The sequence below is a fragment of the Pedobacter sp. GSP4 genome (assembly GCF_051857575.1).
GTDB lineage: Bacteria > Bacteroidota > Bacteroidia > Sphingobacteriales > Sphingobacteriaceae > Pedobacter.
Map to the genome: position 1 here is coordinate 22240 of NZ_JBPZIR010000005.1, position 20050 is coordinate 42289.

Annotated in this window: 18 protein-coding genes and 4 tRNA genes; 10 read left to right on the forward strand and 12 right to left on the reverse strand. The window is 41.2% G+C overall.

All coding sequences use genetic code 11. The features are described 5' to 3' along the window. The first annotated feature begins 9 nt into the window (after positions 1 to 9). The 3 genes from ACS5PU_RS14175 to ACS5PU_RS14185 are packed head-to-tail and all read left to right on the forward strand — an operon-like array spanning position 10 to position 3866. On the forward strand, positions 10 to 1518 hold the full coding sequence (locus ACS5PU_RS14175) for a RagB/SusD family nutrient uptake outer membrane protein (protein WP_439459816.1): 1509 nt from the start codon (positions 10 to 12) through the stop codon (positions 1516 to 1518). 11 nt (positions 1519 to 1529) lie between these two features. Then, positions 1530 to 2933 carry a PKD domain-containing protein gene (locus tag ACS5PU_RS14180; protein WP_439459817.1) on the forward strand — a complete coding sequence of 468 codons (1404 nt, stop codon included), beginning with the start codon at positions 1530 to 1532 and terminating at the stop codon, positions 2931 to 2933. Between the two features lie 48 nt (positions 2934 to 2981). Then, a complete protein-coding gene (locus tag ACS5PU_RS14185; protein ID WP_439459818.1) occupies positions 2982 to 3866 on the forward strand; it encodes a glycoside hydrolase family 16 protein in 885 nt (294 codons plus the stop codon). A gap of 199 nt (positions 3867 to 4065) precedes the next feature. On the opposite strand, the gene ACS5PU_RS14190 is transcribed toward ACS5PU_RS14185, so the two are convergent. Then, the gene (locus tag ACS5PU_RS14190) at positions 4066 to 4587 is read right to left on the reverse strand and encodes a hypothetical protein (RefSeq protein WP_439459819.1); all 522 of its coding nucleotides are present in this window, start codon (positions 4585 to 4587) and stop codon (positions 4066 to 4068) included. Positions 4588 to 4714: 127 nt separating this feature from the next. Between ACS5PU_RS14190 and ACS5PU_RS14195 the strand changes: the two genes are divergently transcribed. Next, complete coding sequence (locus ACS5PU_RS14195) at positions 4715 to 5824, forward strand: serine hydrolase domain-containing protein (RefSeq protein ID WP_439459820.1); 1110 nt, start codon at positions 4715 to 4717, stop codon at positions 5822 to 5824. Positions 5825 to 5843: 19 nt separating this feature from the next. Here the strand turns inward: ACS5PU_RS14195 and ACS5PU_RS14200 are convergent, their stop codons facing one another. Continuing rightward, positions 5844 to 6257 carry a winged helix-turn-helix transcriptional regulator gene (locus tag ACS5PU_RS14200; RefSeq protein ID WP_439459821.1) on the reverse strand — a complete coding sequence of 138 codons (414 nt, stop codon included), beginning with the start codon at positions 6255 to 6257 and terminating at the stop codon, positions 5844 to 5846. A 220-nt stretch (positions 6258 to 6477) separates the two neighbouring features. On the opposite strand from ACS5PU_RS14200, the gene ACS5PU_RS14205 reads away from it, so the two are divergent. Next, a complete protein-coding gene (locus tag ACS5PU_RS14205; RefSeq protein WP_439459822.1) occupies positions 6478 to 8175 on the forward strand; it encodes an arylsulfatase in 1698 nt (565 codons plus the stop codon). 109 nt (positions 8176 to 8284) lie between these two features. Here ACS5PU_RS14205 and ACS5PU_RS14210 read toward each other — a convergent pair whose 3' ends face one another. Next, positions 8285 to 8470, reverse strand: a complete 186-nt coding sequence (locus ACS5PU_RS14210; protein WP_439459823.1) for a hypothetical protein — start codon at positions 8468 to 8470, stop codon at positions 8285 to 8287. A 151-nt stretch (positions 8471 to 8621) separates the two neighbouring features. On the opposite strand from ACS5PU_RS14210, the gene ACS5PU_RS14215 reads away from it, so the two are divergent. Both ACS5PU_RS14215 and ACS5PU_RS14220 read left to right on the forward strand, forming a co-directional pair. Further along, the gene (locus ACS5PU_RS14215) at positions 8622 to 9497 is read left to right on the forward strand and encodes an oxidoreductase (protein ID WP_439459824.1); all 876 of its coding nucleotides are present in this window, start codon (positions 8622 to 8624) and stop codon (positions 9495 to 9497) included. Between the two features lie 71 nt (positions 9498 to 9568). Then, entirely contained in the window at positions 9569 to 10369 is an 801-nt protein-coding gene (locus ACS5PU_RS14220; RefSeq protein ID WP_439459825.1) for a helix-turn-helix domain-containing protein, read from the forward strand. Here the strand turns inward: ACS5PU_RS14220 and ACS5PU_RS14225 are convergent. The 9 genes from ACS5PU_RS14225 to ACS5PU_RS14265 form a co-directional block, all read right to left on the reverse strand. Further along, positions 10362 to 11522: a gliding motility-associated C-terminal domain-containing protein gene (locus ACS5PU_RS14225; RefSeq protein ID WP_439459826.1), complete on the reverse strand. Its 1161-nt coding sequence runs from the start codon at positions 11520 to 11522 to the stop codon at positions 10362 to 10364. The two genes, ACS5PU_RS14220 and ACS5PU_RS14225, sit on opposite strands and share 8 nt — an antisense overlap. 200 nt (positions 11523 to 11722) lie before the next feature. Beyond that, positions 11723 to 13342: a discoidin domain-containing protein gene (locus ACS5PU_RS14230; RefSeq protein WP_439459827.1), complete on the reverse strand. Its 1620-nt coding sequence runs from the start codon at positions 13340 to 13342 to the stop codon at positions 11723 to 11725. 598 nt (positions 13343 to 13940) lie between these two features. Then, positions 13941 to 14165 (reverse strand): CDGSH iron-sulfur domain-containing protein, encoded by a 225-nt coding sequence (locus ACS5PU_RS14235; RefSeq protein WP_439459828.1) that lies wholly within the window; start codon positions 14163 to 14165, stop codon positions 13941 to 13943. 84 nt (positions 14166 to 14249) lie between these two features. Next, positions 14250 to 14936: a GNAT family N-acetyltransferase gene (locus ACS5PU_RS14240; RefSeq protein ID WP_439459829.1), complete on the reverse strand. Its 687-nt coding sequence runs from the start codon at positions 14934 to 14936 to the stop codon at positions 14250 to 14252. A gap of 45 nt (positions 14937 to 14981) precedes the next feature. Continuing rightward, positions 14982 to 15773: an alpha/beta fold hydrolase gene (locus tag ACS5PU_RS14245; RefSeq protein WP_439459830.1), complete on the reverse strand. Its 792-nt coding sequence runs from the start codon at positions 15771 to 15773 to the stop codon at positions 14982 to 14984. A 359-nt stretch (positions 15774 to 16132) separates the two neighbouring features. Further along, positions 16133 to 16204, reverse strand: a tRNA-Glu gene (locus tag ACS5PU_RS14250). Between the two features lie 30 nt (positions 16205 to 16234). Next, positions 16235 to 16310 (reverse strand) — tRNA-Met (locus ACS5PU_RS14255). Between the two features lie 279 nt (positions 16311 to 16589). Beyond that, positions 16590 to 16661 (reverse strand) — tRNA-Glu (locus ACS5PU_RS14260). A gap of 70 nt (positions 16662 to 16731) precedes the next feature. Further along, positions 16732 to 16807: transfer RNA gene (locus ACS5PU_RS14265), tRNA-Met, on the reverse strand. A gap of 113 nt (positions 16808 to 16920) precedes the next feature. Here ACS5PU_RS14265 and era point away from each other — a divergent pair. The 3 genes from era (at position 16921) to der (ending at position 19809) form a co-directional block, all read left to right on the forward strand. After that, positions 16921 to 17817, forward strand: coding sequence for a GTPase Era (gene era / locus ACS5PU_RS14270; RefSeq protein ID WP_439459831.1), 897 nt, complete (start codon positions 16921 to 16923; stop codon positions 17815 to 17817). Positions 17818 to 17845: 28 nt separating this feature from the next. Then, positions 17846 to 18352 carry a TlpA family protein disulfide reductase gene (locus tag ACS5PU_RS14275; protein WP_439459832.1) on the forward strand — a complete coding sequence of 169 codons (507 nt, stop codon included), beginning with the start codon at positions 17846 to 17848 and terminating at the stop codon, positions 18350 to 18352. A gap of 155 nt (positions 18353 to 18507) precedes the next feature. After that, positions 18508 to 19809 carry a ribosome biogenesis GTPase Der gene (gene der / locus ACS5PU_RS14280; RefSeq protein WP_439459833.1) on the forward strand — a complete coding sequence of 434 codons (1302 nt, stop codon included), beginning with the start codon at positions 18508 to 18510 and terminating at the stop codon, positions 19807 to 19809. The last annotated feature ends 241 nt before the right edge of the window (positions 19810 to 20050 follow it).

The following is a 20050-nucleotide window of genomic DNA, read 5'->3' on the forward strand; positions in this document are numbered from 1 at the left end:
AAGAGCTATATGAAAATTAGATATATAAAATATTCAATTGCCATTGTGGCGATGATGCAATTATTGGTTTCCTGCAAAAAAGATTTTTTGGAGCTGGTGCCAAAAGGAACCGCAACAGAAGAAAATTTCTACCGCAACGAAACCGAAGTTTACCAGGGCCTGATATCTGTTTATGATGTAATGCAATGGGGAACAACCGGAGGTTATACCATGAAACAGCCTTTGCTAAGTGCTGCTTCTGATGATTGTTTTGCCGGTGGGGGTAATGCTTCCGATCAACCGGGTTGGGTAGCCTACGATAACTTTAACATGGATTCGAGGCTAGGGCCACAGGTGGGCTTATGGAGCAAAAATTTTACCGGAATTAACCGTGCCAATATCATTTTAGAAAAAATAGATAAGGCAAGCGCGCTAAGTGCAGGTTTTAAAACCAGGGTAACTGCCGAAGCTAAATTTTTAAGGGCATACTTTTATTTCGATCTGGTAAGGTTTTTTGGTAATGTTCCATTAATAACCGCCACCATTCCAACAGGAGAGCTGTACACCAAAACACAATCTGCTCCAGCTGCAATTTATGCGCAGATAGAGAAAGATCTGCGTGAAGCTTATCCTGCTTTACCTGCTACTGTAGCTACAAACGAAAAAGGCAGAATTTCGATGGGTGCTGCAAAAGCACTTCTGGGAAAAGTACTATTGTTTCAAAACGACAATGCCAAGCTTCAGGAAGCTTCTACTTTATTTAATGATGTAAACAAAGTGGGCAATGCTTATGGCTATTCGCTGCTGCCTAAATATGCGGATATTTTTAGGCCGGATAACAAGTTTAACGCAGAGGTTATTTTAGAAATTCCACATTCTACCTTAGCTGCGTGGGGCGATTGGGGCTGGGTTAACGGTGGTGAAGGTAACGTAGGTACACAGTTTATTGGTATGGACAGTTACAATGGCGATACTTACTCTGCTGGATGGGGCTTTTGTCCGGTAACATTGAGTTTGGTAAATGCAATGAAAACCGATCCCCGTTTTGAAACTTCCATTATTGATGGTGCAGCTTTAAAAGCGGCAGGGGCAACCTATAATGCCCGTTATCAGAATACCGATTACTTTATTAAAAAATACGCACCATTAAAAGCCTATCGCTCAAATAGCGGTACTGCCGAATTAAACTGGCCTATTGATGAAATAGAAATGCGTTTGGCCGATACTTATTTAATGGAGGCAGAGGCTTTGGTAAGGTTAAACAGCAACCCAACGCGAGCCTTAGAGTTACTAACGGCTGTGCGCGCAAGGGTTGGTTTAGCGGCGGTACCTGCAACTTTAGATAATATTTACAACGAACGCCGTTTAGAACTAGCCTTTGAAGGCCATCGTTTCTTCGATCTGGTGCGTACCGGCCGTGCAGTGGCCACGTTGGGGGCTTCTGGCTTTAAAGCTGGTAAAAGCGAACTTTTGCCAATCCCTCAACAGGAAATAGACCTTACCAAAGGGGTAATTAAACAAAATCCAGGTTATAATTAATTAAATATATCATGAAATTAAATTATATCATTAAACATACAGCTGGGTTTTTGGCCTTGCTGCTTTTGCTGAGCATTGGTGCCTGCAAAAAAGAAAATACAGATAAGGATCTGGGAGTTGCGCCAACAGCCGATCAGGTTAAGTTTACCGTAACGCCAAGCGCAAGCAATGCCAATGTACTTACACTGGTTAATCAATCGCCGGGCTTTAAAGCCCTTTGGGATTTTGGCAACGGCGCAACCGCCGATGGCAATACCGTTACAGCCTCTTATCCCCTGGCCGGAACTTATAACGTAAAACTTACCATTGTAACCGATGGTGGTTCGGTTTCGAGCACAAAGACTGTAACAATTGCAGCTACCAATCCGGCTATGCTAACCGATCCCGCTTTTACCACACTGTCTGGCGGTTTATCAAACGCTGCCGGTTTTACCTGGGTAATCGATCAAAAATCAGCAGGGCATTTAGGTGTAGGCCCTGTTACTTCGCAAACGCCAGATTGGTACCAGGCTGGCCCCGATGAAAAAGCAGGCACAGGTTTTTACGATGATGAAATGACCTTTAATATGAATGCGTTAAAATATACGTACGATAATAAAGGTACTACTTTTGCCAATGCGTCTAACGCGCCCGGTATTGGTGGGCCAACAGGTTCAAATGATCCAACGGTAAATTACACCCCACCAACCAATTTAACCTGGCTGGTAACAGAAAATAACGGGGCAAAATACATCACCATTTCAGGTGGAGGATTTATATCGTATTATTTAGGTGTTTCGCAATATCAGATTTTATCGTTAAACGATAATGAAATGTGGCTGCGCTGCTTAGATAAAGCCAATAGCGGAAATGCCTGGTATTTAAAACTGGTTAAAAAAGGATATGTAAGGCCTGTGGTACAGAAACCCATACAGGCTGCGAACTTAAGCGACGATTTTCAGGCCACAGCCAACTTTACCTGGACAGCCGAAAACATAGATTTTGTTAGACCTTACGATAATCCGGCAAAATTTCCAGCCAATACCTCAGCCAAAGTGGGTTACTACGAAAAAAGAACAGGTAACGACGGTCAGTATGGCAATTTGAACGTTACACTTCCATACCGTTTTGATCTTGCCGCAAAAAATAAGATCCGCTTAAAGGTTTTTATGCCAAGCGGTAACGATTTTACCAAAACACCGGCAACGGTTTCGGTAAAGCTGCAAAATTCATTATTGGGCGGTAATGCATGGCAAACACAGATCGAAATTGTTAAACCCATTGCCCTAACAGATTACAATAAATGGGTGCAGTTGGAGTTCGATTATTCCGCTTCAGCAGCCCAAACACTTTACGATAAAATTGTTGTTCAGCTCGGTGGCGAAGGCCATCCAAATCCGGGTATATTTTATTTGGATGATTTTGAGTTTAAATAATTAAGCCTACCAGGGCAGTTTAATATAAGCTGCCCTTTTAAAATTGATATGATGATAATTTCAGAAAAGCACATTCGAAGTATTTTTTTTACCGCAATGGCCGTTGGCATGATGGGCTTGAATTCCTGCTCCAAAAAAACAGACGATGGCGGACCGGTGTATGTACCCCCTGTGGTAACGCCTATAGTAGATAAGGGCTGGACTTTTGAAGCCAGCCCATCGTGGAGCGATGAGTTTACCAATACCGGTGCACCGCTAAGCAGTAACTGGGATTACGATACAGGGGGCAGTGGCTGGGGAAACAACGAACTGGAGTATTATACCAACACCACCAATAATGCCAGCGTAGCCAATGGCTTGTTAACCATTACGGCCAAAAAAGAAAATATGGGCGGTATGGCCTATACTTCTTCGCGTATGGTAACCAGAAATAAGTTAGATGCCCTGTATGGCCGCTTTGAAATTAAGGCAAAACTGCCAACAGGCAAAGGCACCTGGCCTGCCATTTGGATGCTGCCCACCGACCGCTTTTACGGCGACTGGCCAAAATCTGGTGAAATTGATATTATGGAGCATGTAGGTTACGATCAGGATATGGTGCATTTTAGTACCCATACCGAAGCGTACTATTTTAAAATTAACACGCAGAAAACCATTACCAAAAAAATTGATGGTGCTAGTACATCATTTCACATATACCGGGTAGATTGGACACCTTTTGCCGTTCGCGGTTATTACGATGATGTGAAGGTTTTTGAATTTACGAATGAAGGAACGGGTTATAAGGTATGGCCATTTGATAAACGCTTTCACCTGCTGCTCAATGTGGCCGTTGGCGGCGATTGGGGAGGAGCACAGGGCGTAGATGCCAATATTTGGCCCCAAAAAATGGAAGTAGATTATGTACGCTATTATAAAATGATAGATAAATAAGATACGTTAGTTAGTTTGATTGTAAAAGTCGTTGAGGATTCAACGGCTTTTTCTGTTTAAGCCCTGTTTTATATAGCAAAATTTGGGGCAAAAAAGAACGGGGATAAATCATACCGACCTATCCCCGTCATCTAAATTAACGCTCTCATATATATAAACAACCAAAAAGTTGATTTATTATATATCGGTGAAAATATTTTTATTTTTTTGCTGCAGGTTTTTTTGCTGCGGCTTTTGGCTTCTTCGTTTCAACGCTGCTTTCCTCCGCAACTTCAGTTTTTTTCTTTGCAGGTGCTTTAGCTTTCTTCACTTCAGCCACAGGCTCGTCGGCTTTTTCGGCTTTCTTTTTTGCCGGTGCCTTAACTTTTTTAAGCTCAGCTGCTGGTTCTTCGGTTTTTTCCTTTGCTGGCGCTTTAGTTTTTTTAACTGCTACAGTCGGTACCTCAATCACTTCTTCCTTTACCTCATCGGCCTTCGGTGCGGCGGCATTTTGTAGGTAAATGGCCAATACCTGTTTCAGATAAACATCTGGCTTAGGCATATTAATTATGGTGCCAGGCTCTTTATCCTGCGATTGTTTAATATAAGCCGATTTGATTTTACCCCAATCCTTAGAATAAAGCCTAATGAACATTTCTAAAAACTGTTCTTCTGTATATTTTTTAGGCAACCTACCCAGCACTGCCTGAATTTTTTCTTCTTTTTTATGTAATACCGCCATCGAATTTATTTTCAGCAAAGATAGCCGAATTTTATCATAATCGGTTTTTTGGTTTTTTCGGTAAAAAGAGTGTTCAAAACAATGCTGTAAATCTGCTAGCCAATTAAAATTTATGTATTTTTAAGCAATGAATAACTTAACATTTCGCAGGGCCTTATGCTGTGGCCTGTTCGTATTAATGGGTTTTATATTCCCTTATCATGCAAATGCACAACGCTTTGCCAAAGTAGATGCCTGGCTTGCTGCACACACCGAAGCAATGGGCGGAAGATTATACTTATTGATATATAAAGACGGTAAAATAGTATACAACCACGGCGAAAGCAAAATGGATCTGAAAAACAAAGTTATTGCAAGGAACCTTGGAAGATTAAAGGGGAGAATAGTGGATCTGGAACCTTACACCGAAAATACACAACAAAAGATTGCAAGTTGCAGCAAATGGTTAAGTGCAGCCTTGGTAATGACATTTATCGATGAAAAGAAATTAAAATTAACCGATACCGTAGGTAAATTTTTGCCCGTATTAAGCAAAGCAGGAAAGGGAAATATTACCATTAGCCAGTGCCTTTCGCATACAACAGCCATTAAAGCGCCGCCAATAAAAGAAAGTGCGAGAGAAATGCGGAATACCAATAGCATGGATGAAGCAATAACGAAAATTGCCGAAATGCCTATGGAAGGCAAACCCGGAAAGGTTTTCCGCTACAGCAATACTGGGCTGCAGATAGCCGGAGCCGTTATGGAAAAAATAAGTGGCAAAAGTTTCGAAACCTTATTTGCCGAAAGGATTGCCAAGCCTCTGGAAATGAAAAATACCGATTTTGGTAAAGGGAAAGTTGCACTGCCTGCAGGTGGTGCCAGTAGTACACCCAGCGATTATATGAACCTGCTAACCATGTTGCTCAACAAAGGGATGTTTAAAGGCAAAAGAATTTTATCAGAAAATAGTGTAAAAGAAATGCAGGTTAACCGGATTACGCCCGATGTAACCGTGGCCTATTCGCCAACAGAAGCCGGCAATTTTGGTTATGGTTATGGAGAATGGGTAATGGAAAAAAACGCCGCAAATAACCTTACCACGGCGGTAACCAGTCCAGGCTTATTCGGCAGTTTTCCGTGGATTGACAATCAAAAGAAAACCGCAGGATTTTTAATGGCCTTTTATTTAAATAACAAAGGGCGTAATGCCAATTATATCGAACTGAAACGATTGGTAGATGAGGCCTTAAAATAATAAGGTTTCAATAAATAACTTAATGCGCCGCAGGTACGGCTTCCAAAACCAGGTTTTTATCAGCCTGAACGCTTTTTCGGTGTTTTACCAGCCTTTCCCGGTGTTTTAAGCCCCAGTCTCTCAGTTCGTCGATTACTTTGTCGAGCGATTCACTGTATGGCGTTAATTCGTAGGTTACTGTAACGGGGGTAGTAGAGAAAACTTTGCGCACCACAAATTCGTTAAGCTCTAAATCCTTTAATTCTTTCGATAAGATTTTTGGGGTAATTTCGCCCAGCGATTTCTGGATTTCGTTAAAACGTAAGGGGCCTTCCTGCAATGATATAATTAGCGGAAGTTTCCATTTTCCATTAAGCACATAAAGCGCGTCCTTCACGGCATTTAAACTTGCCGTACAGGTTTCTTTATTCCGGTCGTCTCTTGTTAATCCCATTGTACAAAGGTACGAGCTTTCGCAAAGGATAGCACTATCCTTTTGGATACTGATATCTAAAAGATAGTTGATTTGCGCAGTTAATAATCCGGGAGAAATAAAATCTGTGGTTTTTCTGAAAGCATGAGGTTACCACCACACATAAAACGATTTAGTTTGTTTGCAACAAATTAATTGAAACAATACCATCTCTCATTTTTTTATTTTAATTTGGGATTGTATGAAAACCTATACCAAATATTCTGCAATAGTGTTACTCGCCTCAATGGCTATTTTAACTGCTTTTAGGGATGAAAATCAACCTCAACAAACCCCAGCTCGGGCAGATAAGCGACCGAATATTATCGTTATTTTGGCAGATGATCTGGGCTTCTCCGATATAGGCTGTTATGGTGGTGAAATTAAAACACCCAATATCGATTACCTCGCCAGTCAGGGTGTTAGGTTTAAAAATTTTTACAACACCTCTCGCTGCTGTCCAACAAGAGCTGCCTTGCTAACCAGCCTTTACAACCACAATGCAGGTATTGGCGAAATGACGGCCGACCGCAATTTAGAAGGTTACCGTGGAGCAATTACCAAAAATACCGTAACGCTTGCCGAGGTTTTAAAAGATGCAGGTTATCGCACCGCCATGTCGGGTAAATGGCATGTTTCCAATACCGTAGAGCAGCCAAGCCCACAGGCGCAGCAAGATTGGTTAAACCATAAAACCACTTTTCCATACTTTTCTCCGGTTGAGCAGTATCCAACCAACAGGGGTTTCGAAAAATTTTTCGGTACCTTATGGGGGGTAGTCGATTTCTTTGATCCCTTTAGCTTAGTGAGCGGTACAACACCTATTAACGAGGTGCCCAAAGATTATTACCACACCGATGCCATTAACGATACCGCGGCCACTTACATACGAGAATTCAGCAAGGGAGATAAGCCATTCTTTTTATACGTAGCCGAAAATGCGCCGCACTGGCCTTTGCAGGCAAAACCAGAGGATATTGCCAAATATAAAGATACGTATAAAGTAGGCTGGGATGCCATTCGCGAAGCGCGCTATAAAAGAATGGTGGCTATGGGGCTGATTGATCCAAAAACAACACCTATTTCGCCAAGAAAAAGTAACGATAACTGGGAAAAAAATCCAACCAAGCAGTTTGACGAAATGGCTATGGCTGTGCATGCGGCTATGATTGATAGAATGGATCAGGGAATTGGCCGGATGATTAAAGCATTAAAGGAAACCAACCAGTTGGATAACACATTGATTATTTTCTTGAGCGATAATGGTGCAAGCCCCGAAGATGCCATGCGCTACGGACCAGGGTTTGACCGCCCCAGCGAAACAAGGGCCGGAGAAAAAATTGCCTATCCCATTTTTAAAAAGGTAATGCCTGGGCCACAAACCAGTTATACCTCAATCGGACCAATTTGGGCCAATGTTGCCAATACCCCATATCAACTCGCAAAATCGCAATCGTACGAAGGTGGTGTGCATACCCCAATGGTTGCTTTCTGGCCAAAGGGCATCAGTGCTAAAAAAGGGGGCTACACCGATCAGGTTGGACACGTAATGGATTTCATGACCACCTTTGTCGAACTCGCCAAAGCGAAATACCCTAGTCAGTATAAAGGCAATACCATTAAACCTATGCAGGGTTTGAGCTTAGTTCCGGCGCTACAGGGTAAAAATTACGCTGGGCACGACGAACTTTTTAACGAGCATTACAATGCCCGCTACGTGCGTTCTGGCGACTGGAAACTCGTTAGTCTGGCTGGAGATTCTACCTGGCACCTGTACAATCTTAAAAAAGATAAAACCGAACTGGAAGATCTGGCTGTTCAAAATCCGGGCAAGGTAAAAGAATTAGCAGGTAAGTGGCAGCTATGGGCCAAAGAAAACCATGTGCTGCCTAAAAAATAATGTAAATGTAGCCGGTAAGATGGCGAATGTGCAGGATTATTTCCTATGTACCTCTTCCATCTTACCTCATTCATCTTAAATTTTACTTCTCACATCTTCCATTCCCTAACTACTTTTTCCAGCCTTTTTGCATTTTTTTGTATGCTTTTTTGCTGATTTTCGATTTCTTTTTTGATCGCGATTTTCCCTTTTTCTTACGGGCATTGATATTGTTTACCAGAGAGTTTTTAACGCCTAATTTGTTCTTTTTCTTGGTCTTGCCTTTCTTTTTTGACTTTTTCTTTTCCTTCGCCATAATAAATTTTATCCTTTAACCTCTTGTTTAAACAACAGATGGCTTGAAAAGGTTCGGTTAAAAGCAAATGAGCTTTTTAACAAAGTATATTGAGCCTTTTAACAAAGCGTCAGCCTATTATCTGGGCTACCTTTGAATAAAAAAGAAGAATATGAAAATTTGGTTTATTACAGGTAGCGCCCGTGGTTTGGGCCGCAGCCTAACAGAAGCAGTTTTAGCTAAAGGCGATAAAGTTGCCGCAACTGCAAGAAATACAAATGCATTAAAAGAGCTGGAAGCACAGTATCCCGGTCAGGTTTTTCCGATCCAGTTGGATGTAACCGATTACGATCAGGTTCATTTAGCAGTAGAAGCTGCGGTAGAGCATTTCGGAAGGATTGACGTTTTGGTAAATAATGCCGGCTTTGGAATAGTAGGTGCTGCCGAAGCCTTTACCGATGAGCAGGTGAGAAGCCAATTGGAAACCAATTTATATGCACCCATCGAAATTACCAGGGCCGTTTTACCTTTTATGCGTAAGCAGCGCTCAGGGCGTATTTTGCAGATCAGTTCCATAGGTGGAAGGGTTGGTAATGCTGGCGTGAGTATTTATCAAGCTGCAAAATTTGGCTTAAGTGGCTTCAGTGAAGTTATAGCTAAAGAAGTAGCCGATTTGGGTATTTACGTAACCAGTGTAGAGCCTGGCGGTTTCAGAACGGATTGGGCGGGCGATTCTATGACTTATGCCCCTCAGGTTGAAGGATATGAAAACACGGTAGATAAACGTTCCGAATATTTTAAAAGTGGAAGTTTTGTGCCAATGGGCGATCCTGTTAAGGCTGCGAAGGTGATGTTAGATCTGGTAGAAAGTACTGAACCGCCTGTGCATTTGGTTTTGGGCAGCGAAGCCATTGGCATGCTAAAACATGCAGATGAGACACGTAAGGCAGAAATGGAAAAATGGCTGCCCGTAAGTATCTCAACCGACCATGATGAAGCCGAAAATTTTCTGAATACAGCACTCGGAAAATCTTTTACAAAAAGATAATCAACTGTTTTTTGTTTAAAAATCAAACTAAAGATCGCATTGCGCAATCTTTAGTTTGTAAATTTGATTACATGCAAGAAAAGAAACCCAATATTTTATATTCCTGCTATTCTCACAAAAGTAGCGAGGGCGAGCAGTTTATTGCAGCGCATAATTTTGGCTATATGATTTCTGGCACATCCGAACATTTTGTTGGCGGAGAGAAATTTGTTTTCGCCCCTGGCAATTTCCGGTTTTTTAGGCGGAACCAATTGACCAAGTGGACCAAATTCCCTCCAGTAGGTGGCGAGTACCGCTCTATTTCAATTACTATAGATCAAGATACCCTGCAAAGCATCAGCGAAGAGTATAAACTTAAAACCACTACACCAAATACCGATTTAAAAGCCCTGCTTTTGCCTTCCAGCCCGCTGTTAAAGAATTATATCGATTCTTTGGGACCATATATGGATGGCAATAGTGAATTTAATAAAGGTTTAACCAATTTAAAAGTTAAGGAGGCGGTAATGGTTTTGCTCGAAACCAATCCATTGCTTAAAGATGTACTGTTTGATTTTTCCGAACCGGGAAAAATAGACCTTGAGGCTTACATGAATGAGCATTACCGGTTTAATGTAGATATTAACCGCTTTGCCTACTTAACCGGGAGAAGCCTCGCTGCATTTAAACGCGATTTTGATAAGATCTTTAATACCTCGCCAAACCGTTGGCTACAGCAAAAGCGGCTTGCCGATGCCCATTATCTGATTAAGGAAAAAGGGTGGAAGTCATCAGACGTTTATATGGAAGTTGGTTTTAAAGATCTTTCCCACTTTTCTTTTGCCTTTAAAAAAGCCTATGGTGTTGCGCCATCGCGCGTTGCACTTACCTGATAATGGTTATACTGCCCGATAGTTTTTTTGTTCCACCTGCGGCATTTACGATGTAATAATAAGTGCCAACGGGAACAGGTTTTCCATTTAGTGTCCCGTCCCAGGGTTTTGCATAACCTTTGGATTGGAATAGGATGGAGCCATTTCTATTAAATACTTTTATTAAATCGGTATCCGCAATGGCTTTAATCTGCCATGCATCATTTATACCATCACCATTGGGGCTAAAAGAATTGGGAACTACAATTTCACAATCATTCCGAATAGCTACATCAATGCTGTTCGAATAGGCTACGGTATTGCTTAGGCAGGCGCTTCTACCATTTGCTTCGCAGTTTATCACATCACCATCATTTAAGGTACTGCTGGTAAAAGTATCGCCGGTGCTATTGGTATACTTCCCATTTACAAACCACTTGATATTTGGCGGGGTATTGGTGTTGCCTGTGGTGCTTGCATTGAAGGTAATGGCGGTACCCGCGCATATCGCTGAACTTTTAGTGGTCGAAATTTCTACAGTAAACGGGGTAAATGGGCTAACACTAACCCTAATGCTGTTTGATGCGAACGATGAAATCGGGCTGCAATAATCATTGTTAATTACCACTATCGAAATACGGTCATTGTCTTTCAAAGCGTTTGTGGTATAAGTATCGCTGTTGTTTGAAACATCTGCGCCGTTAACCAGCCATAAAAAACTGGGATTTTTTCCAGCATTATCTACTGCTGCCCTGAAAGATACCGTAGCGCCTTCACAAATATCGATAATTGGTGTGCTGATAATTGCATACGGTTTTTGGATATCAGATACCGATATGCGCTGTGTCGCTGTTTCTACACCATTGCTGGCGGTAATGGTGGCTGTACCAGGGCCATAAATGTGAATCAGGCCGTCAATGATATCAGCTACATCGGGTTCGCTACTGGTGTAGGTAATGGGCAGGTTGCTGGTTGCCTTAGGATCAAAATCGGGATCGCAAATGGTTTTGGCTGGAATGGCCGGGAATGCAATTGCATAAACGGCCTCATTCAGGTTTGGAATCAGGTAATGCAGTTGATCAATTGCCGTATCCTGTGCCAAAGAAGAAGTGCATATGCATAAAACTGCAATTAAACATTTTATAAAATTGGAGAGATGGAGTGGAGCGGTCACGTAATTTAAATAAGCAAATTAAGGGCCCAAAATTAGGTAATTAATTGATATTGAACGTTAAGCTAGTGTTAAGCAAAAGGCGCCAGTAGTTTAAAATTGATACTTTTTTTCAGGTTTGAAGGGCGCGGTTAACTGCAAAAATAAAAAGCCCCGATAAAACCGGGGCTCTTTAAAAATCTAAAATCCTTTTCTATACCGTTTTAGTATAATCCCAGTTCAGCAAGTGCGGCGAATTGAAGACCATCGTAGGCCGAATTTGCTATTAATTTAAAATACCTTAACGATATGGCCGAGCCAAAGCTAAAATATTGAGCACCATTGGCATTTTGCGCTACGTAATTATTTACCGAGGTAAAATTGATTCCATCGGTACTGGTAAGCAGCTGGAAATTTTTAACAGCCCTTGATAGGCCACTGCGCTGCGTTAAACTTAATCCGTTGGCCGTTTTAACCGAGCCGAGATCGATTACAAGGGTATGCGGATAGCTGGTGGCAGAACTCGACCACCTAGAGTGCCAATAGGTTGATGAATTGCCATCGATTAATTTACTTGCACGCCCGTTAACTGCACCTTCGCCACTGGTTTCTTCCGAACTGAACGAGGCGATAGACCAGCCGGTTTTGCTCAGCTCATCTTTGGTGCTAAAGGTTAAAACAGGTATGCCGCTGGCAAAAGTATAATTGTAAATGGTTTCGGTTACCGTTCCGTTATCGTGTACCAGTTTTACTTTCAGCTCATACGGAATCCCGTCAGTTTTATACTGGAGATCAGCAATAGGCATTTCTACATAGAAACTATCCAGTCCGATTGATTTTGATTCCCAAGTAGTGGCATTATAATCGTGGTTTACGCCCGTACCTTCGTTATTAACATTCGGATCGTTGTAATACACAATACTGTTTACCTTACCGCTGGTGGTATATTTACCCGAAACAACAATAGCTGCTTTGGTTGATGAATAGCTGGCATGTATTTTATTTATACCCGCCGTTACCGAGCCATAATAGGTCTTATTATCGTTATTAAAAATCGAATTCACATTTAAAATCGCTGCATCAGTTGCCGTTAAAAATGTTGGAGATTTGCCCAAGGTTCCATTTCCTGCCCACATCAGAGCCATGCCCAAAGTAGCATTTTCTGAAACTTTTTGGCAGTTGTGCGGTAGGTTTAAGCCATGGCCCAGCTCATGCATCATGCCGCCAAACCAAACACTGAAACGGTTACCGTCTGCATCAGTTTTTCCCAGGTTCTGAATATCCATCCCCTCATAATCGAGGGCATAGCACCACCTGCCCGTGCCGTAAAATGGACCACCGCTTGGCGTTCCATTGGCTTGAAAGCTATAACGGGGAATAATTACCAATGTATGTTCGCTGGTTTTATCGCCGGGGTGAGCAGCAAAATAAGCGTTAATTTCGCTGGCCACAGCACCGCTTCCGCCCGAGTATGGATAGCTGCTCTTCGGTAAGCTGCCCCTGATCAGGATGATTTTTACATAGCCTGCGGTGGTATCTGGCAATAATCCAAAGGTTTTTGCGCCATAACCATTTCGCTGCATCTCATCTTTATACCAGTTTTGTCCCCAGATCATTAACTCACTTAGCCTTTTTCTATATCCGGGCAAAGTATCCAGATCATTCGGTACAAAATAAATAAGATTGAGGTTATGTGTTTGTGTAACCAGATTGGCCGTGTTGGCGAGCACCAGTTTAGACTTTGAAGCTGTTGTGCCGTCCTGATTTTCTGCCAATTGATTTTTCTTACAGGCACCGATCAATCCTGCAAGTAATATGCAGAAATAAGGAATAAGTTTTTTCATAGTTTTTAATGGTTTAGGTTGATTAATATTGGTTAGATAGTATTGGGTTAGTTATAAAATGGAGTTTAGATGTTTAAGGTTGTTGCGTAAAATGTAAGTAGAACTGAAAAAGGAAATAGGACAATGCTTTGCCTATATTTAAGCATGGTGAAATGATAAATAAGCGTATCAAGAGTGCTTTATTTAGGCTAAATAAAACCATAAATGCTTGTGTATTATTGGGTTGGTTGATTATTGAAGATAAAGACATTTGGCACAAGCCAGAGAAAATAACTCCACGCAAACGTTTGTTTAGGTTTGCAAATAAAATGTTCTGCAATAGGCAAATTAATGCCGTTTCGATTGGTGTTCGGTAAGTTTCTCTTTAAGATTTGAAGTGTTGCGGCGCTTTTACCACGAAACCTTACAAGGGCAGAACTGATTTTTGAAAATTAATTGTCGATTCGACAAGTGTTCTGTTCAGAATTGATTGTATTGCTAAATAGGCAAACGTTTGTGCGGAGTTTTACAAATGAGAAAGATTTGTCTAACTAAAGAAGGTAGGGAATAGAAAAAAAGCACCAATCTTTTTTGGATTGATGCTTTTGAATCGTGTTGATTAAACTTTTTTCGGTGGAAGATCGAAAGCAATTGCCTCGTGCTCAAAATGGCCATTGTGTGCACCATCGCAAAATGGTTTATTTTTGGATAAACCACAACGGCAGATCGAAAGTACATTTCTGCCCTGTAAGCCATAAGTATTTCCGTTTCTATCCACAATTTCGAAATCGCCCTCTATTTTAACCGAGCCGTTATTGTTAATGGTAAGTTTTGTTTTAGACATGTATCTTGTTAGTTTGCTGCAAAAATAAAACTTACTTTCAGCAATCTCCCATCCGATTTCTATTTAGAAACATTCTCTTTTCACTTACGCCGCCTCTTTTTTGATCACGTAGGCAATCATATCCGTGCGGATGGTGAAACCCAGTTTTTGATAGAGTTTAACCGCTGCTTCATTATCATTTCTAACATGTAAAAAAGGTATTTCCGAACGGCGCATTATCCTGCTAATCTGCTCCTGTAATAGCCTAAAGGCATAACCTTTGCCCAAATGATCAGGGTGCGTACAAACTGCACTAATTTCTCTGTACGGGCTGGGGTAAAAACGGTGGCCGGCCATTGCTACCAATTCATTGTCCGAAAAAAAACCGGTGTAATTACCCAGTTCAATGGTTTTGGCCAAAAAAGGTCCCGGTTTGGTGAGTTCAACCAACTCGATCATTTCTGCTACATGGCTTTCATCGAGGTTGGTTATTCCATCAGGATTGTTTAAAGGGAGTTCCGTGCCATTAAAAACCAATTGGACCATGTTAATCTGCGTCAGTAGTTTCCAGGGCGAGGAAATGGGAACCGGTGTTTTAGAGAAAAAAACAAACAGGCTATCTGGTCCGCTGACCTGATAAAGCGTAGCGAGGTTCTCTTGCGAATTATCCTTTAGCCCTGCAAAAGCGGCTACATCTTCTGTGTAATATTTTACTTCATCAATGCCTTTGGCAATATGGCCATGTCCGGATGTTAGTGCATGGTAAATAGGATTATCCAATATGTGCTCCATTTGGCAAAGATATTAAAAGCCTTAATTTCTTTTCAACGGATTGCTTTAAGCGGAATGACCCTTTAAAAAAGTTTCGACCAAATGTGCTGTAAATGCTATGCTTTTATCGCTCACATCAGGATTCAGGTTTTCGCCGATCATGCTCCCGTGCAAGCCCGGTAAAACAGTCAATCGCGCACCGGCAATCAATTTCGACATTTTTACCACATGATCAACCTTGATCACATCGCGGTCGGCCAGCATCAGTAAGGTAGCGCATTTAATCCCTTTTAAATCATCATCGCTCAGGTCGGTAAAATCGAGCATGCGCTGCTTGTCTTTTTCGAACATGTTCTGTAATGCTTTTTGATCGGGATTTACCGCTAAAAATGCAGTTTTAAGTGGCGCAGGCATATGTTCAATAGTGGCATCGCCGAAACCGTTGTAAAAGCCATCTATCAAGCCTTCTTTTTGATAATTGGCCGAAACCACAATAATTTTATTTACCACATCGGGGTAGTGTGAAGCGATGTGCAGTGTAGTGGTTCCGCCGTTGCTAAAACCCAAAAAATCTGCTTTGTGGATATCGAGCTGACCGAGCAAAGTAACCACATCTTTGGCGTCTTGGGCAAAAGATTCGGGCGCATTGCGGTCACTGGTTCTGCCGTGGGCCTGCAGTTCAACCGCAACTAATTTATTGCTTTTAGCCAAAAAAGGAATAAGCCTACCAAAAGTAGATTGTATGGTAGAACCACCACCATGGATCAACACCAGGGGGATTTTACCTTCACCGTAAATTTCGTAATACATTTCTATGCCATTTACGCTTTGATGCCCAGATTTTTGATAGGTTTCCATGGGTTAAGTTTTAATTTGATATACAAAACTAGGTTAAGTTAAGTAAAATGGAGGCGAAATTGAAACGATTTAAGTCCAATAATTTCTCCATAATTTGAAATGTTATGTGAGAAATCTGTGCATCATCTCTTTCTTCCCATTCTTTAATTTGCATGGAGGCTATCCTTGTTATATGAAGTATTTGGCTACAAGGTTAAAAATTTAGAAGTTATGGCCGGAGCTGGGGAAGTTTTATACCAATGAAATTACGGGTGAAACACCGATCATTATCTATTTTCGGATTTGGTGGCCCCGGTAAATAAAAAACCCTGCAAATGTTTGATTTGCAGGGTTTTGACATCATTTGACATTGATTTCTGTAGCCCGTAGGGGAATCGAACCCCTGTTTCCAGAATGAAAATCTGGCGTCCTCACCCCTAGACGAACGGGCCATTAAATATTAGAGTGTCTTTCAACTCTTTTGGTAGCGGGGACACGACTCGAACGTGCGACCTTCGGGTTATGAGCCCGACGAGCTACCAACTGCTCCACCCCGCACTCTATATCTTCAAAAGATTCTTCGTTTGAAGGAGTGCAAAGGTATATAATATTTTCGCTTTTCAAAAGGCTACGCAAACTTTTATTTGATATTTAAATTATCTGCTTGATTTTTAGTGAATTATTTTTGTTGAAGCTGATTTTTTATCGGTCTTGGAAAAAGGGGGAAGATATAGGGGAAGCAAAACTCCCGATAGGCACGATACCAAACGATACCCGTAAACGAAAAAAAGTTGATCGTCAGCGGTATCGCTTTAAATCAACTTTTTGTTATTAGTGTAGCCCGTAGGGGAATCGAACCCCTGTTTCCAGAATGAAAATCTGGCGTCCTCACCCCTAGACGAACGGGCCTTTTATCAGTTTCTACTTTCCAATTTCCAGTAAGCAGTTAAAACTGCCAACTGAGAATTACCAACTGAATTGGTAGCGGGGACACGACTCGAACGTGCGACCTTCGGGTTATGAGCCCGACGAGCTACCAACTGCTCCACCCCGCACTATATACAACTCGTTTTTCTTTTGAATTAAATCCTTAACTCTGTTTCCGAATTGGAATGCAAAGATATAATTCGTTTCTTTGTACTGCAAATTTTTTTTAAAAAATATTTTAATGGCGCATAAAGCAGGTTTTGTTAGTATAATAGGTAAACCGAATGTAGGTAAATCCACCCTCATGAATGTGCTTGTAGGCGAGCGACTTAGTATTATAACTCCAAAGGCGCAAACCACGAGGCATCGTATTTTAGGTATCGTAAATGAAGAAGAATATCAGATTGTTTTTTCTGATACTCCAGGTATAATTAAGCCAAAGTACAGCTTGCAAGAAAGTATGATGAGCTTTGTTAATGGATCTTTAACCGATGCCGATGTACTTTTATTCGTAACTGATATTAATGAGGAGCACGATGAGGAAGATGTTTTGGAGAAAATCCTTAACCGCGATATTCCGACTATCGTACTCATCAATAAAATAGATAAGGCCCTGCAGGAGCAGGTAGATGAAAAGATTGTCTATTGGCAGAACAAGTTAAATCCGGTTGCCATTTATGCAATTTCGGCGCTGCATAACCACAATGTTAGCGGATTGTTGGAGCGTGTGCTCGAAATGCTCCCTGAACACCCACCATATTACGATAAAGAAGATTTAACTGACCGCTCTGAGCGCTTTTTCGTTTCGGAGATTATCCGCGAGAAAATTTTTCTCAACTATCAAAAAGAAATTCCTTACAGTACAGAAGTAATTGTTAAGAGTTTTAAGGAAGAAGAACTGAAAAACGGCAAAGGCGCTATGATCCGCATTACGGCTGAGATTATTGTGGAGCGCGACTCTCAAAAAAATATCCTGATCGGTACCGGAGGCAGCATGTTAAAGAAAGTTGGTACCGAAGCCCGTTTAGAAGTAGAGAAATTTTTGGACAGCAAGGTTTTCCTGGAAATGTTTGTAAAGGTGATCCCAGACTGGAGAAGTAAAAAGAACTACCTAAAAAGTTTTGGTTACGATAATTAATTTCGATTTTTAAGGAAAAAGATTGCAGATGAAAAAAAGTGTAACCATTCTCCTATTGTTGATCAGCACGGCTGTTTTTGCACAGGAATCGAATAACGGCAAAAAACTTTGGGCAAAATCTATTCTGAATGAAAAAGCTCCAGAACTGGTGGTCGAAAAATGGATCTCCAAACAGCCTGATACCAAGGCTAAATTTGTACTGATCGATTTTTGGGCAACCTGGTGCGGGCCATGCCGGGCCTATATCCCAACCTTAAACGATATCCAGAAAAAATATGCGGATAAGATAGTGATCATCGGGGTTTCGGATGAGACTGCTGAAAAAGTAGAAGCTTTTAATAATCCTAAAATTAATTATGCCGAAGCCATTGATACCAAAGGCACTGTGAAAAACTTATTGGAGGTAAAGGGTATTCCGCATGCTATACTTATCGATCCGAAAGGCATTGTGCGCTGGGAAGGCTTCCCCTTATTGCAGGGAAACCAGCTTACCGAAGAAGTAATAAAAGGGCTTTTAGATAAGTATAAAAATTAATATTAACTGAGGTTACAAAAAATAACCGTACCTTTGCAGCCCGAAATAAATCGGTTAGTAGTTGATAGTCAATGGCTGATAGCCAAATAGTTTGAGCAGCTTGCTCAAGCACCACGACCATTAACTATAAGCCATTAACTATCAATAGAACACCCATGAGTAATATTATCGCCATCGTAGGCAGGCCAAACGTAGGCAAGAGCACCCTTTTTAATAGATTAACCGAAAGCCGTAAAGCCATTGTAGATGATATGAGCGGGGTAACCCGTGATAGACACTATGGAGTAGGCGAGTGGACTGATAAACAGTTTACCGTAATTGATACTGGTGGTTATGTAGCCAATTCAGAAGATGTATACGAAGCTGCAATCCGTGAGCAGGTAATGATTGCCATTGAAGAAGCCAGTGTATTGATCTTTATGGTTGATGTAACTACCGGCATTACTGATTTGGATGATGATATTGCACAGGTACTCCGCAGAAGCAATAAGCCTGTTTTTGTTGCCGCAAACAAAGTGGATAACACCGCTTTATATAACGAAATACATACTTTTTACGGTTTTGGTTTAGGCGAAGTTTATCCATTGTCGTCAATGACAGGTTCTGGAACAGGAGAATTGTTGGATGAGATTATTAAAAATTTCGAAGATATTCCTGAAGAAGAAAATCAACTGCCTAAAATTACCATTGCCGGTCGCCCAAATGTGGGTAAATCATCTTTGGTTAATGCATTAATTGGTAAGGAACGTAATATCGTTACAGCCAATGCAGGTACTACCCGCGATTCGATTAAAATCCATTACAACCAGTTTGGTCACGAATTTATGCTGATTGATACTGCCGGACTGCGTAAAAAAACCAAGGTTAAAGAAAACCTGGAATTTTATTCGGTAATGCGTACCATTAAAGCTTTAGAAGAAGCTGATGTTGTGGTATTGATGATTGATGCGGTTGAAGGAATCGAAAGCCAGGATATCAATATTTTCCATTTGGCCGAGAAAAACAAAAAAGGTATCGTTATCCTGATCAATAAATGGGATTTGATCGAGAAGAATACGCAAACGATGAAAGCTTTTGAAGAGCAGATCCACGAGCGTATCCGTCCTTTTACTGATGTGCCGATTATTTTTACTTCAGTGCTGAACAAACAGCGTATTTTTAAAGCAATTGAAGCTGCGTTGGATGTATATAAAAAGCGTAGCAAAAAAATCCCAACTTCTAAGTTGAACGATGTAATGCTGCCTTTGATAGAGAAATTTCCACCTCCAGCATTAAAAGGGAAACACATCAAGATCAAATATATTACTCAAATTAATGGTACTTCGCCAATGTTTGCCTTTTTCTGCAACTTGCCACAGTACATTAAAGATCCGTACAAACGTTTCATTGAAAATAAACTGAGAGAAAACTTTGATTTTTCAGGTGCTCCGATCCAGATTTATTTCAGACAGAAATAATTAAGGTTGAGGGTTTAAAGGCGAAAGCTCGAGGGCCTAATTGCCTATATCAAATATTATAATTAACAGGGCTGTTTCTTTTGAGGAAGCAGCCTTTTTGCTTTTTGTCATTCTGAACGCCTTCTGAAATTTATTGCGAAGTCATCCTTGTCTCCGTGGCAAAATAAACTAAGACTTGTCATCCTGAGCCTGTCGATGGATATTACATTGCCATGTTTAGGCGTTTCGAGTACTTGTCCCG